Origin of the sequence: Sedimentitalea arenosa, from assembly GCF_016428585.1 — a bacterium.
Lineage (GTDB): Bacteria > Pseudomonadota > Alphaproteobacteria > Rhodobacterales > Rhodobacteraceae > Sedimentitalea > Sedimentitalea arenosa.
In genome coordinates, this window is the sequence record NZ_JAELVR010000001.1 from 46972 (window position 1) to 67751 (window position 20780).

The following is a 20780-nucleotide window of genomic DNA, read 5'->3' on the forward strand; positions in this document are numbered from 1 at the left end:
TCAGTTCAGTTCGACCGTGGCGCCGTTGATCTTCACGCCCGCATCGCCCGCGATCTCGACCTCCGTGCCCTTGAGCGACAGTTTGCCCGCCGTTTCGATGGCGATGTCGCCGTCCTGCTCCAGCGTGATCTTCGCGGTGCCGGCGGCGATCTCGACCTTGCCGTCCGAGGCACCGGACTGCGTCAGAGTCACCTGCGTCTTGTCGCCCATGGTCAGCGCGATGCGCCCGTCGGACACTTCGACCTGCACAGCCACATCGCCGCCGAGCGCCACGGTCAGCGATCGGCTGTCGCCCGGCGTGTCGGCCGTGACGATGAGTTGGTCGTCGGGCGTCTCGGCGCGCGGGGGCAGGGCGACGACGACCTGGTCCGGCCCGTGCGGTGGCGGCGCCACATCGTCAGAGTACAGCCGCCCGGCGATCACCGGCGCGTGCATGTCGCCGTCAAGGAACAGAACCACCACGAGGTCGTTCTCCTGCGGCAGGCCGACTGCACCGATCAGCCCGGTGGCGATCGGCACCTTGGGCAGGACGATCTCGCTTTCACGCAGCCGCACGGTACAGGCATGATCCGGCTGGCCATTGGCGCCATGCACAGAGGTCACGATGGCGAGCCGGGGGGCGGCCTGCTTGCCGACCTCGTGGCGCGCAATGGCCTGAACGGTACGAAGGATGCCCTGCACGTCCGACATCAGAACACCGCCGAGAGCGCGCCGCCGAGCGAGCCCAGAAGCGCCAGCGGGTCGAACCCGTCCGGGTCGCGGTTGGCGGTGACGTGGCTGCGCGCGCCGGAAGGTGTCACCACGTGACGTACGGTCTCGGCCCAGGCGGCGCCGGTGGCGACGGAGTCGGGCAGGCCCTGCAGCTCGATCCGCTGGCCGGGGCGAAGCTGCGGCTGCAGCCAGCCTTGAAAGACGAGCTGGCGCGACGTGGCCTGGTGCGCCCGGGTCAGTCCGGCGCCGGCCATGGATGCGCCGTCGGGCGTGCGCAGCGCGGGGCGAAACAGGATTCGGCGGTCGGGGGCGGGAGCATCACCGTCGAGTGGATCGATGATCGGGCGCAGTGCCTCGGGCGCGGAGGCCGTGCCCGCCATCGCTTCGCCGCAGACCCGGAAGGCCGTGCCGGCATCGTCCCGCTCCCGGTGGGTGAGGCGCAGCAGGTCGCGGCCATGGGCCAGCGCGGTGTCGGCGGTCCCGGCGCCGATCTCGAAGACCTCGAGCGCGCCGTCCGCGCCGACCCGGGCGAAGGCGGCCGACATTGCGGCAAGCCGGGCGACGTGTTCCCACGCGGTGCGCGCGGGATCGGCGACGTAGAAGGCGAGGTCGACCCCATCGGTGACCGCGCCGGTCTCCACCTCTGCCTCGGACGCGAGGTCGCGCACCACTCGTCCGGCCGACACGCCTTCGAAGGTCACCGCCGGACGGATCGCGGACATGCGACCGCCGGCATTCACGGCCACAACTCGCCAGCCATGCAGCGATGGCGCGACGCTGCGGATCACCCCTGTAAACACCGCCTCCTCGCGCTCGCCATTGCCCAGCGTCAGGCTGCAGGGCTCGCCCGGCGCGGCATCGAACGGTGCCTCGGGCGGCAGCACCGCCTCGAGCCGGTCGATCCCCGGCGCCAGCGTCAGCGTCAGATCCAGCGCCAGCACCTGCCGGTCCCACAGTCCGTTTCCCAGCGTCAACGCGTAAGTGGGGCGCAGTTGCGGCATCAGACCCTCCCGTGCCGCAGAGCGCCGCGATTGAAAGCACGGCAAGACTTTGCGCGTTTCGGTTCAAATCCCAGAACGCGATCCGAAACCGCCGGGCCCGGTCGGGATGTTGCGGGACGGATGCAACAGACCTGGCTCATGATCCGCCCCCGCCGGTTATCCGGCCGATTGCGTCTCCAAGCCCGGCCGTTCCGCTGCCGGCCTCGCCCAGTCCGGCGATCTCGTCGGTGACCGGGCCGAGCACATTGCCCACGCTGCCAAGATCCACAAGACCGGTGAGACCTTCGAGTTGTTCGAGCACATCGAGCGCATCGTCGAGGGCGCCCATCACGCCGGCCGCCTGGTCCTGCAAGTCGCTCGCGAGATCGCCGAGCGCGCCCGCGTCGAAACCCAGATCGTCGAGTCCAGGCAGCCCCGCATCGCCGAGCCCGGGCAGGCCACCGAAGGACGACACCTCTGCCGGTGGCGGCAGTTCCGGGCTCTCTTCCAGTACCACGCGGTAAAAATACTGCGAGGCAGGGCCGACGCGCTGCTCGGCTTCGAAGGCCGCGATCACCATGGTCTCGATTTCGAGCGCGACCGTGATGTCCGAAACGAACGCCACTTCTTCACCCCCGGCGGCCTTTTCCTGCAACGCGGCCAAGTCGTCACCAGCCGTTTCGCCAAGCAGCAGGCCCGACAGTTCGACGCGGTGACCGCTGCGGCCGAAATTCTGGTGCACCCGGCCGGCAAGCCCCATCACCTTTGCCGGAGCGAGGTCGAGTGAAGTCGACTGGCGGATCACCTGCACTGCGGAGAGCGCGATGTCGTCGATCATCGGCACGGCGGGCATCAGCGCTCCTCCAGCAGGCCGAGGTCGCGCGCGGTCTCTTCAAAGGCGCGTTCGAGCGCGTCGATCACCTCTGCGACCGGGTCGGCCGGGGGAACGGAGGTCTCGACCAACGGCGTGGTGTCGAATGCGGGCGGCGCGCGGTCGGGCAGGGGCGAGACTGGGCGCGCCGTTTGGCCTTGCTGCGCAAGCGTGGTGGGCGCTTCGAACGCCGCGGGCAGGGCGGTCGCTGTGCCCCGCTGCCAGGTATCGTATCTAGGGGGGCTGAGGTGGGCGTCAGGAAAATGCGCGTTGCCCGCAACCGCGCCGAAAGCCGGCCCGGGCGAGGTCGGTGCAAACTGCCGGCGTCCTGCCTCCGATGGCGGCGCAGCGGTGGTGGCGGACGGGGTGTCCGGGTATGCCGCGACAGGTTGCGAGACCTGTGGAGGTTCCGTTTTTCGGTCGGGGGACGCGGTGGTCGGCCTGTCAGGGGCCGGGGCGGCCATCGTCTCGGGTGTGACCGGCACGACCCTGAACACCGGTTTGCGCCGGGTCGCAGGCGTCGCAGGCGCGGGCGGCGCCGCACTCCGTGCAGTCTCCTGTATACCGGGTTTAGTCCGATCCGACGTCTTGGTGCTCGTGGCACCCCGCTCCGGTTCGGATTGTGTGGCGTCGATCTCTGTCACGCGGTGCGGTGTAACAGCGGATGTGGTCGGTCCGGCGCTGGGATGGCCGCCCGGACCCTGACCGGTCGTAGCGCGGTTCGCGGACGGCTCGGTCGTATCGGTCGTTGCAGACCTCTGAACCGCATCCGTGCCTAGCGGTGGCGCAGCCTCTGCCGGATCGGGCAAGACGTCGATTCGGGTGAAACCGGGCGGCGGATCCGCCCGAGCGCGGGTGACAGGCGCTTCATGTGTTGGCTGTACTCCGACATGGCGCAGGAAGGCGTCGATCTCGCGCGCGGGGCGGGCGTCGATCTCGGCCAGCGACCAGCCCGTCGCACGGGAGAGCCCCAAGGCCTGCGCCGCCAGTTCAGCTTCGTCGAGCCCGCCGCCCTGCGGCCGGTCGAGCCATGCGGCGAGCTGGGCCGCGGCCTGCGCTTCCGTGCCGTCGAGGTCTCGGCCGGTTGCAAGTTCAACCAATGCGCTTTGAAGCCCCGACAGTCCCAGTTCGGCGAACCGTGCGAGACGAACCCGCTCTGCCCAGGTCAACGGCCGCACCACGACGGGATCATCGGGCAGGGCCAGCGTCACGCCTCCCGTCGCCGGGTCCGGTGCGAAGGGATAGGTCTGCCCGCCGGCGCGGACCACCATGCCCTCGGTATCGATTGTCGTCGGCATTCCGGCCGCCCCCCGCCGTGCCCGAGACGCCTATTCCTCTCGGACGGCGCTCGATGTGAACTCGTAGATCGCCTCGCCATGCCCTTCGGCGGACATCCCGAAGCTCTTCTGGTCAAGGTAGCAGTCCTCAAACGCCAGTTGCCGGCTTTGCTCGCCGTGGCGCAGCGTGGCCGAGATCGCGAAGGCGGTGTTGCCGTCCAGCAACCCGTCCAGCGTCGCATTGCCAGAGGCGATGCGCAGCCGTCCCGTCACGCTCTTGGTGCCGAAATAGACCGCGATGCGGCGGTCGGTACCGATGGCGCCGATCTCGGATCGAGCCTTTGCGTGGCTGTATTCGATGGATTGCAGGCCCTCGATGGTCTCGTCGTCGATTTTCACCTCGGACGCGAAGGCGGTGTAGATCTGCGGCATCTCTCAGGTCCCCCGGGCCGGATCAGTTTTGAACGAAAATCGTCACGTAAATGTAGTCGATCGCCCGCACCGGGCGTAGCGCCACGCTGACCCTGACGATGCCCTTGGCGAAATCGTCCTGTGTCGCGCTGACTTCGGTCTTGAAGGCCGGATCGCTGCCATTGGTCGACGGCACCAGCGCACCATCGCGCTCCATCTGGCCCAGAAGCGCGAACACCTGCTGGTTGAGCGCAGTGCGGTTGCCTTCGTTGTTGAGCTTGCCGATGAACTTCTGCGCAATGGCGTCGATGTCGCGGACAGCCTTGTTCACCGTGCGTTGCACGTTGATCTGCCGCCCCGAGGTCAGGATTCCCTTGATCGCGATGGTGCCGCGCTGGCGGCGGCTGTTGACCGCGACCACGTTGGCGGAGACGAGCTGTTCAAGCTCGGCATCGGAATAGGCACCCGGCGGCGCGGCGGGATTGGCGAGCGTCTTGAAGGTGGGCGACTCGAAGACCTCGAGCCGACCGAGCAGTCCGACGAAGGCCGGCGCGATCCCCGATGGCGCCACCAACGCGAAATGGTCGGACCTCACGTCGTTGGCGTGGTCGATCATCGCCGCGGTAGAGCCCTGCTCGGACGCTGTGACCGAGCCGAAGCCGATCCGGTTGCGCGCCGGCCCGGCCATCTTTGAACAATGCGCGACGATCTGCCGGTGCACGGTCCGCACGCCGGCATCGTCAAGCTGGTTGGCGACGGAGGCGAGCACGAGGTCCACTTCCTCGGCCTGCTCCATCCGTTCCAAGGCAGCGAGGTAGTCATCGGTCGAGACCGCGTCGCCGCCGCCGTCAAAGCTGCGTGGCCGCACGAAGCCCATCGGAAGCGCGGTGGTGCCGGAGCGCACGAAGAGATCCACCGCCTCGACCAGGCCCGAGCCCTGCAGTACGGCGGGCAGGTAGTTTTCGTCGTCGGGATCCATGGTGAGGTTGGCGAAGGTCGCGGTCAGCGTGCCATCGACAAAGACGTCGAGATCGATCACCGCAGTCGTGTTGTCGAGCGTCGACACGCCCCGCCGCAACCGCACGGCGATGGAGTCAGGCGCGTTGTCGGCAGGCACGAATTCGACCAGCGGCTGGGTCGGGGCCTCGGCCTCCACGGCGAGCGCCCGGCCACGGGCGCGTCCGCCGGACAGCGGTGCGCCGGGCGCGGTATCGGGCAGGGCGGTCGCGCCCTCCACGGCGGTGAAGCGTATGACTGAATCGTCGATCGCCTGAATTGCGGCGAGGTCGGGTAGGTCTTCGTAGCGGCGGGTGTCCTGGCCCTCGGTGACCACTTCCAGCGTGACCTGGCGGGCCAGCGGTGCGGAGGCCGCCACGGCAGGCAAGGCGGTCCCGATGGCCGCGGCAGACAGATCCGGATCGGCATCGAAGCCCGCGACCAGTTCGGCCAGCGTCGTCGCCGGACCGATATTGCGCGGCGCGGCCCCGCCCGGCGGCGTCACGACCAGCGTCGTGCCCCCGGGGGCAGCGCTCACCGTGACGCGGAAACCGGTGCCCGCTGTGCCGGGGGCCCGCGCAGTGACCTTCATCATCGGCTCGTCGCCCGCACCGGTCAACACGAGCCCGGCGCGCCCGTCCCGCACCGTGACCGATGTCCGGTTGCCGGCGCGCCCCTGCCGCCGTGCGGCCACGGTCACCACGTCGGCACCCCCGGCCTGCAGGACCAGCTGTGCCGCACGCCCGTCGGCTTCGGCCAATGCAGTCTGGGGAACGTCCGGCGGCAGCGCGCGGCCGAAGACCGGGTCGATGGCCGTGACCAGCGCGGAGCCGTTGTTGATCCGCGCGAACATGTAATCCGGGCTGTTCGGATCGGAGACCAGGCCGTCGTGACGCTCTACCACCGCGCCATTCAGCAGGATCTCGAGGTTGATGTATTTCACGCCCTGGCCGCCGAGCGTGCGCACCTCCGTCACCTTCGCGGCGAGTGTGCGGCCCCAGGCACCCTCGGCGCGCGCCTCCAGGACCATCGCCGCCTCGCCATCGGCATCCATCAGCGTGAGCGTCGCCTTGCGTCCCGCCGCGGGTGCCAGTCGGCAGACCACCGCACGGGTGATTCCATTGGCCAGCGCGTCGCGCAGTTCCGGCAAGGTAAAGCGCGAGGCCGGGCCGAAGGTTTCGATGAATTCGGCATAGGACCCGATCCGGACCGGGGTGAGTGGGCCGCGGTCGGTGACCCCGACAACGCCGAGAACGCCCGCCACGCTGGGCAGGGGCGGTACCGGTTCGAATTCCGTTCTGACCGAGACGCCGGGGATAATCAGATCTTTCGCCATGCCCATCTCCCATTTCAACGCCAGTTCTTCGCGGCAGGGCAGGACCAGCCATCCGAACGGTCGTCAAATCGCTCCGCGGCATCGAGACGGGCAAGTGCCCGCGAAAAAAGAAATCGGGTGGGTCGAGCGATGCCGCGGATAGAACTCGTTGCGCGAGCAACGGTCGTGCCGAAGCCTGACCGCGAACCTCCCCTCAATACCTTGATCTACATGACAAAGCGTAGGCTCGCCGTTAACTACGTGTCAACGGTTTTCTCACACGTTAAAGGTGAGTGGAGTATGCACCAATCCTGTCCGACAGATGGGGAGGTGCTCATTCGGGGGCCGCGGTTAGCCAAGAAACGGGCTGCTGGCTGAACATCGAGCTAAGTGTTCGCACTGGCCGTTTTGAGGATTTGAACGGGTTGTGCAAAGGCCGACAGGGAATACGAAGCCTGCAAAACCTCGTCTGCGTTCACGCCTGGGTCGTTAACCATTTCGCCCATGTACGCCATCTGTGCTTCCGAACGAGTTCTAAACGGAACTGCACTGCTGCTCTTGCCAAGTAGCGTCAGATTTTTCTGCGGTCTGATTTTCCCCGCTTGTGGGAAACCGAGACTGGTTGAAATTGTCTGAAACTATCTCTTTTGGCATCGTTGCGGCGTCCTGCTTCCAATCCTCCCTTCCAGACCCATCGCAACGGGTGTGGTCACCTTCGGTTGGAGCAGGACGCCAAGCCGCCGAAAAACATGAGTGGGTTTCGGCGGCCAAGCTTTTTCTATTAGACCGGGACTGCCGAATCGCACAGCCAGTCTTCTTCTTGCGGCAGCGGCGGGCAGTAGAGGTCGTTTTCCACATCCCAGGAGCCGACGGCGGTATAGCCACCCGAATCCAGGCCGTTTGCCGTGGCATTGATGCCGACACCACCCTGGATGTTCGCATCCTGACCCAGCGAGCTGAACTCGGTGAACGCAAAGTCTGCGTCGGTCACGCCCTGCCAGTTGATGTCCTGCAGGATCAGTGTGTGACCGCCGATTTCGATCGTGGTGTCAGTTGCCGATGTGCCGACGCCGGCGTCGCCCTCCGTGACGGTCGCCGCGGCATCGAGCAGTTCGAAGATCCTGGTGCGGATCTGCGCGACGGTGTCGCCCAGGGTGCCTTCGGCGCTTTCATCCACGGTGACACGGAAGCCGAGCACATCCTGATCTTCGTTGAAGTCGAAGTCTCGGATGATGTCGGTGCCGTCGCCGGAACTGAAGGCGTAGTCTTCACCGTCATAGGTCAGGGTCAGATCGGAGAAGAAGACATCCTTGCCTTCGCCACCGGTCAGGTCATCATCACCGGCACCGCCGAGGATGTAGTCATCACCGTTGCCGCCATCGATGGTGTCGTCGCCTTCACCGCCGCTGACGAAGTCGTGACCTTTGCCGCCGAGCAACGTGTCGTCATCTTCCATTCCGAAGATCACGTCATCGTTGTCTCCGCCGTCGACATAGTCCTCGCCGACACCGCCGAACAGGACATCGTCGCCACTTTCGCCATACATGGAGTCATTGCCGTCCTGACCCAGCATGATGTCGTTGCCGGACCCACCGAACATGATGTCTGCGGCACCTTCACCCGCGGGTCCGGAGACATCGGGTCCGTCTTCGCAGTCATAGGGACGCTGGAGTTCAGGACGCGGGCTGTAGCTTTCACAACTGCCATTCTGATCCAGATCCGCGAGGCCACCGGTATCGCCCCACATGATATCGTCCCCGGCTTCACCATACATGGTATCGGAGTCGGCGTTGCCCTGCATGGTGTCATTCTCGGACCCGCCGAACATGGAATCGCGCCCGTTGTTGCCTTCCATCCAGTCATCACCGGACCCACCATACATGCTGTCGTCGCCGTCGTTGCCTTTCAGGGTGTCATTGCCATCATCGCCGAAGACCTTGTCGTTGCCGGTGCCGCCGTAGGCTGTGTCGTTGCCGTCACCGCCCTTGATCTTGTCGTTGCCCTGGTCGCCGACAAGGAAGTCATCGCCACGGTTGCCTTTGACGATGTCGTTGCCTTGGCCGCCGGAGACGAAATCATCGCCCGCCTGGCCATAGAGACGGTCCCTGGCGCCTTCACCGAAGATCCAGTCGTCGTTGCCACCACCGGTGATGATGTCACAGCTTTCGAAATCGCTGTCGCCTTCCGGTGCCAAGCCTTCCGGAATGTCGCCGTTGTGCTTGCTGGACTGCGGGCCGAACGACATCGGCGAGCAGGTCCAGTCTTCGTCGCAGTCATAGGCAGGATGGTTCGGAGGGAACGTAAACCCGGTGATGTTGCCGTTGTCGCCGAACAGGATATCCTTGCCGGCAGCGCCATCGAGAATGTCGGCATCGCCGCCGCCGCGCATGACGTCGTGGCCCTGGTCACCGTTCATGGTGTCCTTGCCTTCGCCACCGCTCATGCGGTCCTTGCCACGGCCGCCGAACATCAGGTCGTCGTCATCGCCACCGAACATGGTGTCGTTGCCGCCCTGACCGTCCATCTCGTCGTTGCCGCCTTCACCATACATGCAGTCGTCACCATCCTTGGTGGTGTCGGTGCCGTAGTTCAGGTTCGGCCCCAGGCCCACGCGGACGTCGCCATACATCTCGTCGGCTTCTTCACCGCCGAGCATCAGGTCATGGCCCAGGCCACCGGCCATCTTGTCTTCCCCGGTTTCGCCGTCCATTCGGTCGTTGCCGGAGCCGCCGTACATGAGGTCGAGGCCTTCGCCGCCCCACATGACATCGTCGCCGCCTTCGCCGTCCATGCAGTCATTGCCGGACTCACCGTCCATCCAGTCGTTTCCGTCAAAGATGCTGTCGGTATCGATGGTGGCGTCGTCACCCGACATGATGTCGTTGCCGGAGCCGCCCCACATGACGTCGGACTGGAAGCCGCCGATCATGCTGTCGTTGCCGTATTCGCCCCAGAGACAGTCATCGCCGGTTTCGCCGTTCAGGTAATCGTCATCATTGAAGCTGAAGGGCAGGAAGTCGAAGTCGCCGTCATAGCCGTAGATATAATCGTTTCCGGACCCCCCGTAGATGTAGTCGGCGCCATCGAGGCCCCAGAGACTATCGTGCCCCTGTTCGCCGTTGATGTAGTTCCAATTCTCGTTGCCGAAAATGGTATCGTCACCACGGCCTGCTTCGACGTGATCCGCGTCGAAATCCGATGAGAGCGTGCCAATGTCATCATCGTCTTTCAGCTGAAGCACCGGATCCTTCGGATCGGGGAATGGTTTGTTCGGATCGCATTCGCCCCAATAGTCATACGGTGTTTGAATATTGTCAGCCATAACTGTCTCCTTTTCAAAAAACGCGGACCGATGAATCGATCCCTTCACACTCTTCCCGTTTCGTGTGCCTCCGCGAGAAGCGAGCGCAATTCGGCGCTCAGCTGCGAGTAAACGATCATTCCCACTTTCCAACTGCCCCCATTCGGGGACAAATGGCACCTTCGAGAGGATATTCGGACGACGGGCAAAACGTTGCTATGATTGAGAGAATGCCAAGCCGGCGACATCCTGCGCCGCCAGCTGGAAACATGACTGATTGAAAAGGGTCAGTCGCTTTCGCGCATCGCGGTCTCGACGCCAGACAGCACCGGACCGAGGATATAGTCCGCTACCGTTTGTCCCCCGGTCGCAATCATGATCTGAGCCGGCATTCCGGCCTGTACATCGACCTCTGGCAGCGAGGCCAGCGCCTCGTCGGACAATTCGATCTTGGCAAGGTAGTATTCTTGCCCGGTCTCTTCATCGCTCAAGGCATCCGCGGACACATAGCGGACGGTTCCATCGACCGGCGGAGTCGTGCGGAAATTGTAGGCCGTCAGGCGGACTCTGGCTTGCATGCCTTCGCTGACCTGGTCGACATCGGCCGGCCGAACCCGACCCTCGGCAATGATCACGGCATCGCTCGGCACGATCTGCATAAGCCGCTGACCTTCGCCAATGACCTCTCCCGGCGAGTTGACCTTGAGTCCGATCACCCGACCCGCGACTGGAGCTCGGACCAGAGCGCGCTCGCGCACGTCGTCATTCGCGATCAGTCGCTGGCGGATGTCGAATATCCCTTGTTTGATCGCCTGCCGTTCCGCGGAAATTCGCATGGCCCGTTCCCGGCGGACCTGGAGGATACGTTCACTGGTTTCGGAAATCCGTTGATGCACGGCCTCGATCTGGCTGTCGACCACGCTCAGGTCGCCCAGCAGCGCGACCTCGTTCTCGCGCCGCGCGGTATAGCGCGTCTTTGTGACCAAACCCTTGTCGAGAAGCCCCTTCAGGTCGTGCAAATCGGTCTGGACGATCTCCAGCCTTTGCTGCAGCGCATCGCGCCGGGCAATCTGCCCCTGAAGCTGTTGCTGAAGTTCGTTCCAACGCTCCTGCAGAATGGCGGCTTGCCCCTTCCACATCTCGGTGTTGGTAACAAACAGATCGCGTTGAGTTTCCGCGAGTTCTGCGAAGGGTGCGTAGTTGTCGACCAGCAATTGCAGCTCCGGACTGTACGTCATGGCTTCGTGATCGCGCATTTCCGCTTCCAGCCTGGCATCCACCGCCAGGCTGTTCACCAGTTCGTTCATCAGGATCCTGTCCTGAGCGGTGGATACCACGGTTTCCAGTTCCAAGAGCACCTGGCCCTTGTGTACATGATCGCCATCGGCGACGCGCAGTTTCCGGACCAGCCCGCCTTCCAGATGCTGTACCGCGGGCAGGTTGCCATCGACCTTGAAACTGCCAACCGCGATCACCGCGCTCTGCAGTGGCGCTGTCGCCGCCCAGATTCCAAGCCCGCCCCAAAGGCCCGAGCACAGGAGGATCAGGAGGAAGATCAGGAACCCTATCCGCGTCGGTGGCGCGGCAACTATGGCCTCGGTTTGCGGCAGTTTGTCGGGAAGCGCCGGATCGGTTGTGCGCCGGGGGATCAGTTCGTCGCTCATTGCGCCGTCTCCATAAGTTTCTTGGCCGCAGACTCTTCCTTGCGATTGAGAACATAGACATTCGGCTTTTCGTTCGCATCGCTGACCCGTGCAGCCATCGGCTTGGCCTCGTCGTTCAGAATGATGCTCGATTTGCCAAACCGCACCAGCCGTCCGTTTTCCATCAATCCGGCGTGGTTGACAGCCTTCAGCAGGCTCATCCGGTGGGTAATGACGACAACAACAGCGCCTGCATCCGTCGCGCTGCGGATACCTTCGGCCAGCGCCTCTTCACCCTCTGGATCGAGATTGGCATTGGGTTCATCGAGGACGATCAGTTTCGGATTGCCGAAAAACGCCCGCGCCAGGCCGATGCGCTGTCGCTGCCCAGCAGACAGAAGGTTGCCTTGCGGTCCGACTTGCGCATTGTAACCACCGGGCATCGACAAGATCAGGTGGTGCACGTTGGCGCGCTTTGCTGCCTCGACAATCCCGGACGGTTTCGCTTCCGGATCCATCAGCGCGATGTTCTCGGCAATCGTTCCGGCAAAGAGGTCGACCCGTTGCGGCAGGAACCCCACGTTGCGCCCGAGTTGCTCGGCGGGCCAGTCGGTCAGCGCTGCATCGTCAATTCGCACATAGCCGCGCGTCAGCGGCTGCAGTCCGACGAGTGCGCGTGCCAACGTGGTTTTTCCGGCGCCCGACGGACCGATCAGGCCGAGGCTGTCACCCGGTTTCAATTTGAAACTGACATCCATGACCAACGGATCCTGACGGTTGGGGGTGACGACCGTGGCGTTTTCGACCGACAGGAAGCCTTCGGGGTCCGGCAGTTCCATGCGGTCGGCCTCGACCTCGGTCTGCGCAAGCAGGTCGTTCAGGCGGTGCAGCGCCAGGCGTGCCGACAGAAGCGCCCGCCAGCCGGCGATGGATTGTTCGACCGGAGCCGCCGCGCGGGCCAGAAGGATGGAGGCGGCGATCATCATGCCCGGACCGAGCTGTCCCTGCAGAACCAGAACGACACCGGTGCCCATGATGCCGATCTGCAGCATCATACGGACCGTCTTGGCCAGCGAGGTCATCGTGGCGATCCGGTCGTTGGCACGGGTCCCGAACAGGATCGAGGCAAAGGACAGATTCTGCCAACGCCGCACCAACGTAGGGGTCTTGCCCATGGCGCGGACGATCTCGGAGTTCCGCAGGATTTCGTCGGCGTGGGTGTTGGCCTCCCGCACACTTCCCGAGGCAGCCTTGGCCGGATCGCGTCCGGTCAGTTCGCTGATGATCCCGAGCACCAGCAAGATCAGCAAGCCGATGGTTGCGACAATGCCCAACAAGGGGTGGAACACGTAGATCAAGGTTACGAACAGAATGGACCAAGGCGCATCCAGCAGGGCCGTGAAAGACGGCGACACCACGAAACCCCGCACTTCATGCAGATCGCGCACCGGCTGGGTGTCGGATACACCTCCGGTACCGCGCACGACTGCACCAAGGATCAGGGGGCCGAGGTCGGCCTCCAACCGATTTCCCAGCCGTGACACCAGACGCTGGCGCAGCGCATCAAACAGCGCGAAGAACAGCAAGGCGATACCGGCACCTATGGTCAGGAACAGCAGCGTCGAATAGCTGCCCGAGGACAGGACGCGGGTGAAGACCTGCAACATGTAAAGCGGCGCGGTCAGGACAAGCAGGTTCAGGCAGAGACTGGCAACAAAGATTGCCATGATCAGACTGCGCTGACCGTCGAAGACGCGTCTTCTTTTCATTGGATATTCCCCTAACAAACGGCCAGAGGCGAACCAGAGACTACGCGGGTTCGGCCCGGTGCCGAAAAACTCAGAACGACAGGTAGCCAGGTAGGCGGGTCAAAATTTCCATAATCGGCGCGTGATAGATCGCCCCCAAAATCAGCCCACCACCCGCGAACAGCAGCACAAGCAGAAACTTCAGAAAGACGCCGCGCCGCCGCGGAGCGGCCTGTTGCGTCGTTTCGGTGATGGTCCGCGTCAGCAGCGGCGGTAGTTCGATCCTCAGAGCCGCTTCGAGACTGTTCAGAGACGTCTCCAGTGCGTCGATCCGTGCGAGAACGGACTCGCGGTGATCCTGACCCAGCGCAAAAATTTCAGGCGGCAGTTTTTCAAATTTCTCGCCGATGCGCTTGTGCAGCTCGACGATATCGCCCTGTCGCGCAAATCCCGAGAGGCCCTGTCCGAGAGATTTGTGCATCAATGCGATATCCGCCTCGCTCAGGGTCGCGGGTCGCGGAGTGGAGGTGGGTTCGGTGTTTGAAACGTTCACGTTCATAACGGGCGCTCCAGAGTTGCTTGCCAGGTGAGCATCTGTGCCATTTCGGAGCGGCACTTGACGTTCATCTTGGACATGGCTCGCTTTGCATAAGTATTGAAGGTTTCAGTCTTGAGACCGGCGATTTCGGCGGCTTTCTTGTTGGAATGACCTTCGCGGATCAAGGCGGCGACGCGCGCCTCAGACGGCGTCAGTCCCATTCGACGCGCCAGCCCTTCGATCCGCTCGAGATTGGGGGGCCTTGGCAGCATCAGAAGGATCAGCTTCTGCCCGGTTTCCACCTGAACGTAGGTCGACAGAGACACCGGTATGTGGGCTGTCCCGGACCTGCTTCGCAACAGCAGGACGAACTCATGCTGGCCTGTGTTTCCGGATTCGAAGCTTTCTCGCACGGCGGCCCGCAATGCCTGTGTTGCCTGGCGATTGGCGCAGACAAGTCCGGCTGGCCCGATACGCAGCAACCTCCCCTCGGACAGGATTTCCTCGGCGGCTGCATTGGCTTTGAGAACCCGGCTGTGCTCATCGATCGCAAGGATGGCCGCATTCACTTTCTGATTGATGACCCAGAGCATCGCATCGTCCGAGAGATCCGACCCGCGATGGGAACCCGCATCCGAACAGGTTCGGCGCAACGCAGGCCAGACCGCCTTTAAGAGAGCCATGGCCTCGCCGGTGTTCGACACATCATGGAGCGCCAGAATATCCTTGGTGCCATTGGAAAACCTGCAGCAGAACGCTTGCCATCTTCCAGGATGTGCTGACTCCGCGCTGAACTCTAAAAGCGTGGATAGGTCAGATGCACCCAGCTCCACCTCGGTCACATTCAGCGACCCTTCCGTTATCGGACCAAGGCGCGAGCATGCGTTTTCTGCGATGCCCCAAGAAGGTTCTGACGTGTACACTTGGCGACCACCATCGCAGTCCATACTCGCAACCGCCCGATCCGCAACGGAAGCAAGAAAGTCAGACAGCAAGCCACTATAAATCATTTCTGCCGCGAAAAAATAGCGGCCTTCAATCGTACTCATAAACGTCCCCCCCGGAAGCTTCTTTAAAAAGGTACGTAGAAAAATCATATTAGCCCAAGGCTACGGCGTTTTCGCTCCTATTCAATATTCTTATTCGATGTTCCCGAAGTGCTTTAACCATACTAGTGCACAATATTCAAAAATAGTACTGCTTCGAAAGGTTAATAAAAATATCGACGCTGCTCTTGCAAGAAAGCGATGACTGCCAGATATCGAGTCAATCGGTTATAGACTTTCGAATATGGTGATGCGACTTTAGGGGTAGGTCATTCTGCCTTCGAAGTAAGTAGCCTGAAGGTCAAATACACCTTTTAGGTAGTCCGTACCGGCATTTCCTTTGGCGCCAACTGGTTATGTCCGAATTCTCTTCGGATAGCGGCGAATCGGCTTTTTCATACAAGCATAGTGATTCTGCAATCTATGGTTTGCTCGCATCTCGATTGGCTTTCGCGCTGGTTGCAGTGCAATCCGCTCACATGAATTTTTTTGCAATCCAATCAATGTCCTAAAGTTTTTTTCACCCTTTGAGGTAGCCAATAACAATTCCGTGTTATCGTTGTCTTGGGAGGAGTGTCTTGAAAGCAACGCGCTTGGGACGTTTCACGTAATTTATTGTTTCGAGGCTTTGCATTGACCATTTTTCAATGGGTATTTTTGTTGTTTCAAAATTGGATTTATATCGGGAATTGATCGCATCCCATTGTATGGGTGAGGGGATAGCTGTCATTGATCTCTACTCGTCACTGTCAGAGATACCGGGTGAATCGGCAGACGGTTCAGAGCATCCGATGAATATCGTGCTTTACGTCACAAGCGATTCAGATCCTGCATCGCTTGGTATCACGGCGTTCAAATCACGCTTTCCCGAGTCCAGCATTGTAGCTCTGGTTTCCTCGGTCTTGCCGGGTAGCATGATTTGCGAAATAGCCGCCTGCGTCGATGCGGCGATTCCGGATGATCGGTCCCTGAAAACGCTCTCAAGCTGTCTCATGGTTGTTCAGGAGGGCTTCCGCATTCACCCGGCCGATCGAGGGCCGGTGCCGATGGGTGACCGACTTGTGGCTGACCACAATCTACGTTCTGGTCCATCTGGACCGGCGAACGACATCACCGTGTCGACGCATTCGCCTGTCGCGAGTTCAAGTTTCGACAAGGCAATCCAGAGAGAATTGTCAATAAATCGCGGCGAGCACGCAATGGCCGAGACCGCGCGTGTCAAGCTCTCGGTGCGCGAACAGGAAGTCCTTCGCCTGGTTCGCGACGGCAAGTCCAACAAGGACATCGCCAAATGCCTGGACATAGTGGAAAGCACGGTGAAAGTTCATCTAAGGGGATGCCTTCGAAAAATAGGGCTTCAGAATCGAACGCAAGCCGCTGTCTGGGCTATGCAAAATCTATCCGAATGAGGGCATCACAACAGCTGCCGGATAAATTGACCTAAAGGTGGAAGTTTGATGCAAAGATCAGGTCTTATGGCCATTCGATGACGCTTGCGGCGGGCGAGATTTCGGATCGGTACACCTGCGAATCCAAATCATTGGATGTGACCACGCGTTGCCAGTCCGTCTATCTGCCGAACATGATCTCGGCGCGGTTGTGAGGCGTGTATCGGCACTTGTCATGATTGACGGTGTTTTCGCTTCTTTCGATCGGCGATGAAGGCGTTCAACGCCGTGTCTTACAAGGCGTTTCTGAACCAACTAGCGTCATGTCCGCGATCTGCCGGAAGCCACTCAACGTGCGGCAGGCTGCTCAGTAACGCTTCCGCGCTGATGTATCCACCGACCTGACGCGTGGCGACGAACAAACTGATTGGGCCAGCACGGCTGTTGCAGACGGCATGTAATTTGACCCCCATCGGTCCTTCTAGTTCAGAAATACTGTGTCGAGCGGTGGTACGTAGCCGCTTTCGGCGGGGCAATCAGGCGTCCGCGGCCTCTATTTGTCTTTTTCGTTGCCGCGGTGCGGTGCGCCCATAGATCTGTCGCGTCGATCATGACCGTGTTCTTTTCGCCGCTGAGTTTTTTGCTGTGAACGCTGCCTTTCGACTTAAATCGATAGGTCCATAGACCCGAGCGCGGAATGGTGGGCGACCCTGGAATCGAACCAGGCGTGCGTCTCCGCGAGGGAGTTACAGTCCCCTGCCACACCTTGCGGCCTGTCGCCCACTGTCCGGCGCGCATTGCGCCAGACGCGAAGGCGTGATTACAAGCGGGTCATTGGGGCGTCAACAGGAAAATCCGGGGAAGTCGCGTCCCCACAATCGATAGCAGAGCGGGGGTCTCACCGATGAAAAAACCCAAATGGGTGGTCGAGAAGGAGCAGGCCCGCAAGGCGGAGGCGGCTGAGACCGTCTGGCTGTTCGGCTTGCACGCGGTGCGGGACGCACTGCTCAATCCTAGGCGCGAGAAATTGCGCCTGATCACGACGCTCAATGCCCAGGCGAAGCTGGCTGATGCGATCGCGGAAGCCGGGATCGAGCCCGAAGTGGTGGATGCGCGCAAGTTCGTCGCGCCGATTGATCCGGGCTCGGTACACCAGGGCGCGGTACTGGAAGTCAAACCTCTGTCCTGGGGGAGTCTGGAGGAGGTGTGCATCGGGAAAGAGGCGCCGCGCGTCGTGATGCTGGACCGGGTGACGGACCCCCACAACGTGGGTGCAATCCTGCGTAGCGCCGAGGTTTTGGGCGCGTCTGCGGTGATCGGAACACGGCACCATTCCGCACCCGAAACCGGGGCGCTGGCGAAGACGGCGAGCGGAGCGCTCGAACGTCAGCCCTACCTGAGGGTGCGCAATCTTTCGGATACGATCGTCGCCTTGCAAGGCATGGGCTACATCGTACTCGGCCTAGACGGAGAGGCGCGTGAGACCATTGAGAGCAGTCTCGCCGGGCGGTTCGATCGGCCGGTGGCGCTGGTGCTTGGCGCCGAAGGCCCCGGCCTGCGCCAGAAGACGCGCGAAACCGTGGACATGCTGGTCAGGATACCTGCTGCGGGGGCCTTCGGATCGCTCAACGTATCCAACGCGGCGGCCGTGGCGCTTTATGCGTCGCGGGCGGATCGGTCGAACTGAGGCTGCCGGTCGGTTGCAAATTGGATCTTGCGACCCGATATCAGACGGCAGAATCATTTTGAAACCGGAAATGAAATGCCCCACGGAACCAAGATCGCCACATGTTGCTATTGCGGAACCCGGGCCGCTCTGGTGTTGAAAGGTTCGGTGCGGCATGAACTGGCCTGCTCGGCCTGCGGGGCGCCATTGCATCACCTCAAGATGCTGCGTAGCGATACGGTCGGAGAGCGGGAGTTGCGGCCACGTCCCAAGCCCGCACGCCCGATGCAGGCGGCCTATTCGGACAGGCCGGTGAAACCGAAAAAAAACAAACCGCGCAAGCGCCGAAAGGGTCTTGTCGCGAAGATCTTCGAAGAGGCGTTCGACGTGATCGAGGATATCTTCGACTGACTCCGGGACCGGCGGGATTGAAGCACCGTTCACGGGCGGGAAGCGTGGATTTCACAAAGACGTATGAGTGGTTTTCAAGTCGCCACCAAAGCGCCATTCTTCCCCGCATGGCCAAGACTCACCTCATCGCGTTCCTGCATCGTGTGATCGTTCTTTCGGTCCTCGCACTTGGTGTGGGGCTTGCCCAAACGGTGCGGGCGGATGCGCCGATGTTCCAGTCCAGCGGCGGGATCGCGCTCGGTGGGGTCGACGCAGTCAGCTATTTCACGGAGGGTGCCCCCCGGTTGGGGTCGCCGGCCCACTCGGTGATGTGGAAAGGCGCAGTTTGGCAATTTGCCTCGCGCTCCAACCGGGAGCGGTTCGAGGCGAATCCCTGGGCCTATGCGCCGCAATATGGTGGCTATTGCGCCTACGGCGTTTCACGCGGCAAGACCGTCAAGGCCGACCCGACAGTTTGGGAGTTGCGTGACGGCAAGCTCTATCTGATCCGCGACCGGACTGTCCGGGTGCTTTGGGAGAACGAACTTCCCGAAAACATCAGGGCTGCCGACGCGGCCTGGCCTGCTGTCCTGATTAACGAGTGAACGGCAGCACCAGCAATCACGGAATTGCGAGCCGGTCTTTTCAACATCGCATTCGATCTTATCTGAATGGTGTCCACGAACCGGAACTTCGTGGTTCATTTTACTGTCCCTCGTTCCGTACTTTGCGCTCACGGTTCTTGCCGTGGGCGCTTTTTTCTTTTTCCGGCGCGGGCTAGGGTGGCGATATGACACTGTATTCCGACGACCTTCTGAAAACGGTACTGAAGAGAACCAAGGTGATCGCCGTGGTCGGGGTGTCGATGAATCCGGTCCGACCCAGCTATTACGTCGCGCGTTATCTCGGGCTCAAGGGCTTCACCGTGATCCCGGTCAATCCGCTGCACGCGGGGGAGATCCTGTTCGGGCGCAAGGTCGTCGAGTCGCTGTCGGCGATCGAAGAGCCGGTGGACATGGTCGACATCTTTCGCCGCTCGGAGGCGGTCCCGCCGATCGTCGAGGAGGCGCTGGAGCGGCTTCCGGACCTGCGGACGATCTGGATGCAGATCGGGGTTCAGCACGCGGAGGCCGCGGCAATGGCCGAGGCCCGTGGTGTAACGGTGATCCAGAACCGCTGCCCGAAGATCGAGTATCAACGTCTGTTCGGCGAGTTGCGAATGGGGGGCTTCGCGACCGGGATCATCTCTTCGAAGCTCTGAAAGACGCGTAGGCGGTCAACCCCTGAGGGGGTGCAGCGGTATCATCTCTCAAAATGGTTCGAAGCAAGAAACACTCGGTCAGGCTCAGGCGGGCGGGCGCGCCGCCTTTTCGGCGAGGCCGCTGGTGCCGTCGCGGCGTTGCAATTCTTCAAGAACATCAGCGAGCGTCACGTCGCGTGCGGCGAGCATGACGAGGAGGTGATAAACTACGTCCGCGGCTTCGCGGGTGAGGGCGTCGCGGTCGTTCTGCGCCGCCGCAATGATGGCCTCGATCGCTTCTTCACCGAATTTCTCGGCACATTTCTCGGGGCCCTTGGCGAGCAGTTGCGCTGTCCAGCTGCTGTCGGGATCAGCGGACTTCCTTGCCATGATGGTGGCGGCGAGCGTTTCGAGCGTGGTCATGTGAGCCTCATCGGAATGCCTGCGGCGGCCATGTGCGCCTTGGCCTCGCGGATGGTGAAATCGCCGAAATGGAAGATCGAGGCGGCGAGCACGGCACTGGCGCCGCCCAGGGTCACGCCTTCGACCAGGTGATCGAGCGTGCCGACACCTCCGCTGGCGATCACCGGTACGTCCACTGCATCGGAGATCGCGCGGGTGAGTGGCAGGTTGAAGCCGGCGCGGGTGCCGTCGCGGTCCATGCTGGTCAGAAGAATCTCGCCCGCACCCCTTTCGGTCACGAGGCGGGCGAACTCGACCGCGTCGATGCCGGTTGGCTTGCGGCCTCCGTGGGTGAAGATCTCCCACTTCCCAGGGCTGACGGTCTTGGCATCGATGGCCACGACGATGCACTGGCTGCCGAACTGGTCGGCGGCTTCGGCCACCACGTCGGGGCGGGCGACGGCGGCCGAGTTGAAGCTGACCTTGTCGGCGCCGGCCAGCAGCAGGTCGCGCACGTCTTCGCGGCTGCGCACACCGCCGCCGACGGTGAGTGGAATATAGCATTGCTCGGCGGTGCGCTGCACCACGTCGAACATGGTGCCGCGGTTCTCGTGGGTGGCATGGATGTCGAGGAAACAGAGCTCATCGGCACCGGCCTCGTCATAGGCCTTGGCGCTTTCGACGGGATCGCCGGCATCGACCAGGTCGACGAAATTGACGCCCTTGACCACGCGGCCATCGGCCACGTCGAGGCAGGGGATGATGCGGGTCTTGAGCATGGCGGATCCTTTCCGCCCACCTCCTAATGGCAAAACCGTGCCGATACCAGAGATGTGACTGGACGGTTGCTTCGGACC

18 protein-coding genes and 1 tRNA gene are annotated in these 20780 nt (G+C 62.3%); 5 read left to right on the forward strand and 14 right to left on the reverse strand.

The window, feature by feature from the left end:
- From JF290_RS00220 to JF290_RS00270, 11 genes are all read right to left on the reverse strand, one after another.
- Positions 1-690, reverse strand: a complete 690-nt coding sequence (locus tag JF290_RS00220; RefSeq protein WP_199022705.1) for a hypothetical protein — start codon at positions 688-690, stop codon at positions 1-3.
- The gene (locus tag JF290_RS00225; protein WP_199022706.1) at positions 690-1712 is read right to left on the reverse strand and encodes a hypothetical protein; all 1023 of its coding nucleotides are present in this window, start codon (positions 1710-1712) and stop codon (positions 690-692) included. Before JF290_RS00225 ends, JF290_RS00220 begins: the two co-directional genes overlap by 1 nt.
- 136 nt (positions 1713-1848) lie before the next feature.
- On the reverse strand, positions 1849-2544 hold the full coding sequence (locus tag JF290_RS00230) for a hypothetical protein (protein WP_199022707.1): 696 nt from the start codon (positions 2542-2544) through the stop codon (positions 1849-1851).
- Positions 2544-3860 carry a hypothetical protein gene (locus JF290_RS00235; RefSeq protein ID WP_199022708.1) on the reverse strand — a complete coding sequence of 439 codons (1317 nt, stop codon included), beginning with the start codon at positions 3858-3860 and terminating at the stop codon, positions 2544-2546. Before JF290_RS00235 ends, JF290_RS00230 begins: the two co-directional genes overlap by 1 nt.
- Positions 3861-3890: 30 nt before the next feature.
- Positions 3891-4271 carry a hypothetical protein gene (locus tag JF290_RS00240; RefSeq protein WP_199022709.1) on the reverse strand — a complete coding sequence of 127 codons (381 nt, stop codon included), beginning with the start codon at positions 4269-4271 and terminating at the stop codon, positions 3891-3893.
- A gap of 22 nt (positions 4272-4293) precedes the next feature.
- Positions 4294-6582, reverse strand: a complete 2289-nt coding sequence (locus JF290_RS00245) for a phage tail sheath C-terminal domain-containing protein (RefSeq protein ID WP_199022710.1) — start codon at positions 6580-6582, stop codon at positions 4294-4296.
- Positions 6583-7342: 760 nt separating this feature from the next.
- The gene (locus JF290_RS00250) at positions 7343-9883 is read right to left on the reverse strand and encodes a calcium-binding protein (protein ID WP_199022711.1); all 2541 of its coding nucleotides are present in this window, start codon (positions 9881-9883) and stop codon (positions 7343-7345) included.
- A 266-nt stretch (positions 9884-10149) separates the two neighbouring features.
- Positions 10150-11526 carry an HlyD family type I secretion periplasmic adaptor subunit gene (locus tag JF290_RS00255; protein WP_199022712.1) on the reverse strand — a complete coding sequence of 459 codons (1377 nt, stop codon included), beginning with the start codon at positions 11524-11526 and terminating at the stop codon, positions 10150-10152.
- Positions 11523-13274: a type I secretion system permease/ATPase gene (locus tag JF290_RS00260; protein WP_199022713.1), complete on the reverse strand. Its 1752-nt coding sequence runs from the start codon at positions 13272-13274 to the stop codon at positions 11523-11525. Before JF290_RS00260 ends, JF290_RS00255 begins: the two co-directional genes overlap by 4 nt.
- A 70-nt stretch (positions 13275-13344) precedes the next feature.
- Complete coding sequence (locus JF290_RS00265) at positions 13345-13812, reverse strand: hypothetical protein (RefSeq protein WP_199022714.1); 468 nt, start codon at positions 13810-13812, stop codon at positions 13345-13347.
- On the reverse strand, positions 13809-14840 hold the full coding sequence (locus tag JF290_RS00270; protein ID WP_199022715.1) for a helix-turn-helix transcriptional regulator: 1032 nt from the start codon (positions 14838-14840) through the stop codon (positions 13809-13811). The genes JF290_RS00265 and JF290_RS00270 overlap by 4 nt, the downstream gene beginning before the upstream one ends.
- Before the next feature lie 644 nt (positions 14841-15484).
- On the opposite strand from JF290_RS00270, the gene JF290_RS00275 reads away from it, so the two are divergent.
- Positions 15485-16246, forward strand: a complete 762-nt coding sequence (locus tag JF290_RS00275) for a helix-turn-helix transcriptional regulator (protein ID WP_199022716.1) — start codon at positions 15485-15487, stop codon at positions 16244-16246.
- A gap of 677 nt (positions 16247-16923) precedes the next feature.
- Here the strand turns inward: JF290_RS00275 and JF290_RS00280 are convergent.
- Positions 16924-17007 (reverse strand) — tRNA-Tyr (locus JF290_RS00280).
- Between the two features lie 122 nt (positions 17008-17129).
- On the opposite strand from JF290_RS00280, the gene rlmB reads away from it, so the two are divergent.
- The 4 genes from rlmB to JF290_RS00300 all read left to right on the forward strand — a co-directional run bounded on the left by rlmB (position 17130) and on the right by JF290_RS00300 (position 19542).
- Positions 17130-17912: a 23S rRNA (guanosine(2251)-2'-O)-methyltransferase RlmB gene (gene rlmB, locus JF290_RS00285; RefSeq protein ID WP_199022717.1), complete on the forward strand. Its 783-nt coding sequence runs from the start codon at positions 17130-17132 to the stop codon at positions 17910-17912.
- Between the two features lie 75 nt (positions 17913-17987).
- Entirely contained in the window at positions 17988-18302 is a 315-nt protein-coding gene (locus tag JF290_RS00290) for a hypothetical protein (protein ID WP_199022718.1), read from the forward strand.
- A 44-nt stretch (positions 18303-18346) separates the two neighbouring features.
- A complete protein-coding gene (locus tag JF290_RS00295) occupies positions 18347-18886 on the forward strand; it encodes a YHS domain-containing (seleno)protein (protein WP_233155073.1) in 540 nt (179 codons plus the stop codon).
- Between the two features lie 185 nt (positions 18887-19071).
- On the forward strand, positions 19072-19542 hold the full coding sequence (locus JF290_RS00300) for a CoA-binding protein (protein ID WP_199022719.1): 471 nt from the start codon (positions 19072-19074) through the stop codon (positions 19540-19542).
- A gap of 84 nt (positions 19543-19626) precedes the next feature.
- On the opposite strand, the gene JF290_RS00305 is transcribed toward JF290_RS00300, so the two are convergent.
- Together JF290_RS00305 and hisF are read right to left on the reverse strand one after the other, a co-directional pair.
- Positions 19627-19944 carry a phosphoribosyl-ATP diphosphatase gene (locus JF290_RS00305; protein WP_199022720.1) on the reverse strand — a complete coding sequence of 106 codons (318 nt, stop codon included), beginning with the start codon at positions 19942-19944 and terminating at the stop codon, positions 19627-19629.
- Positions 19941-20702 (reverse strand): imidazole glycerol phosphate synthase subunit HisF, encoded by a 762-nt coding sequence (gene hisF, locus JF290_RS00310; protein ID WP_199022721.1) that lies wholly within the window; start codon positions 20700-20702, stop codon positions 19941-19943. The genes JF290_RS00305 and hisF overlap by 4 nt, the downstream gene beginning before the upstream one ends.
- Positions 20703-20780 lie beyond the last annotated feature (78 nt).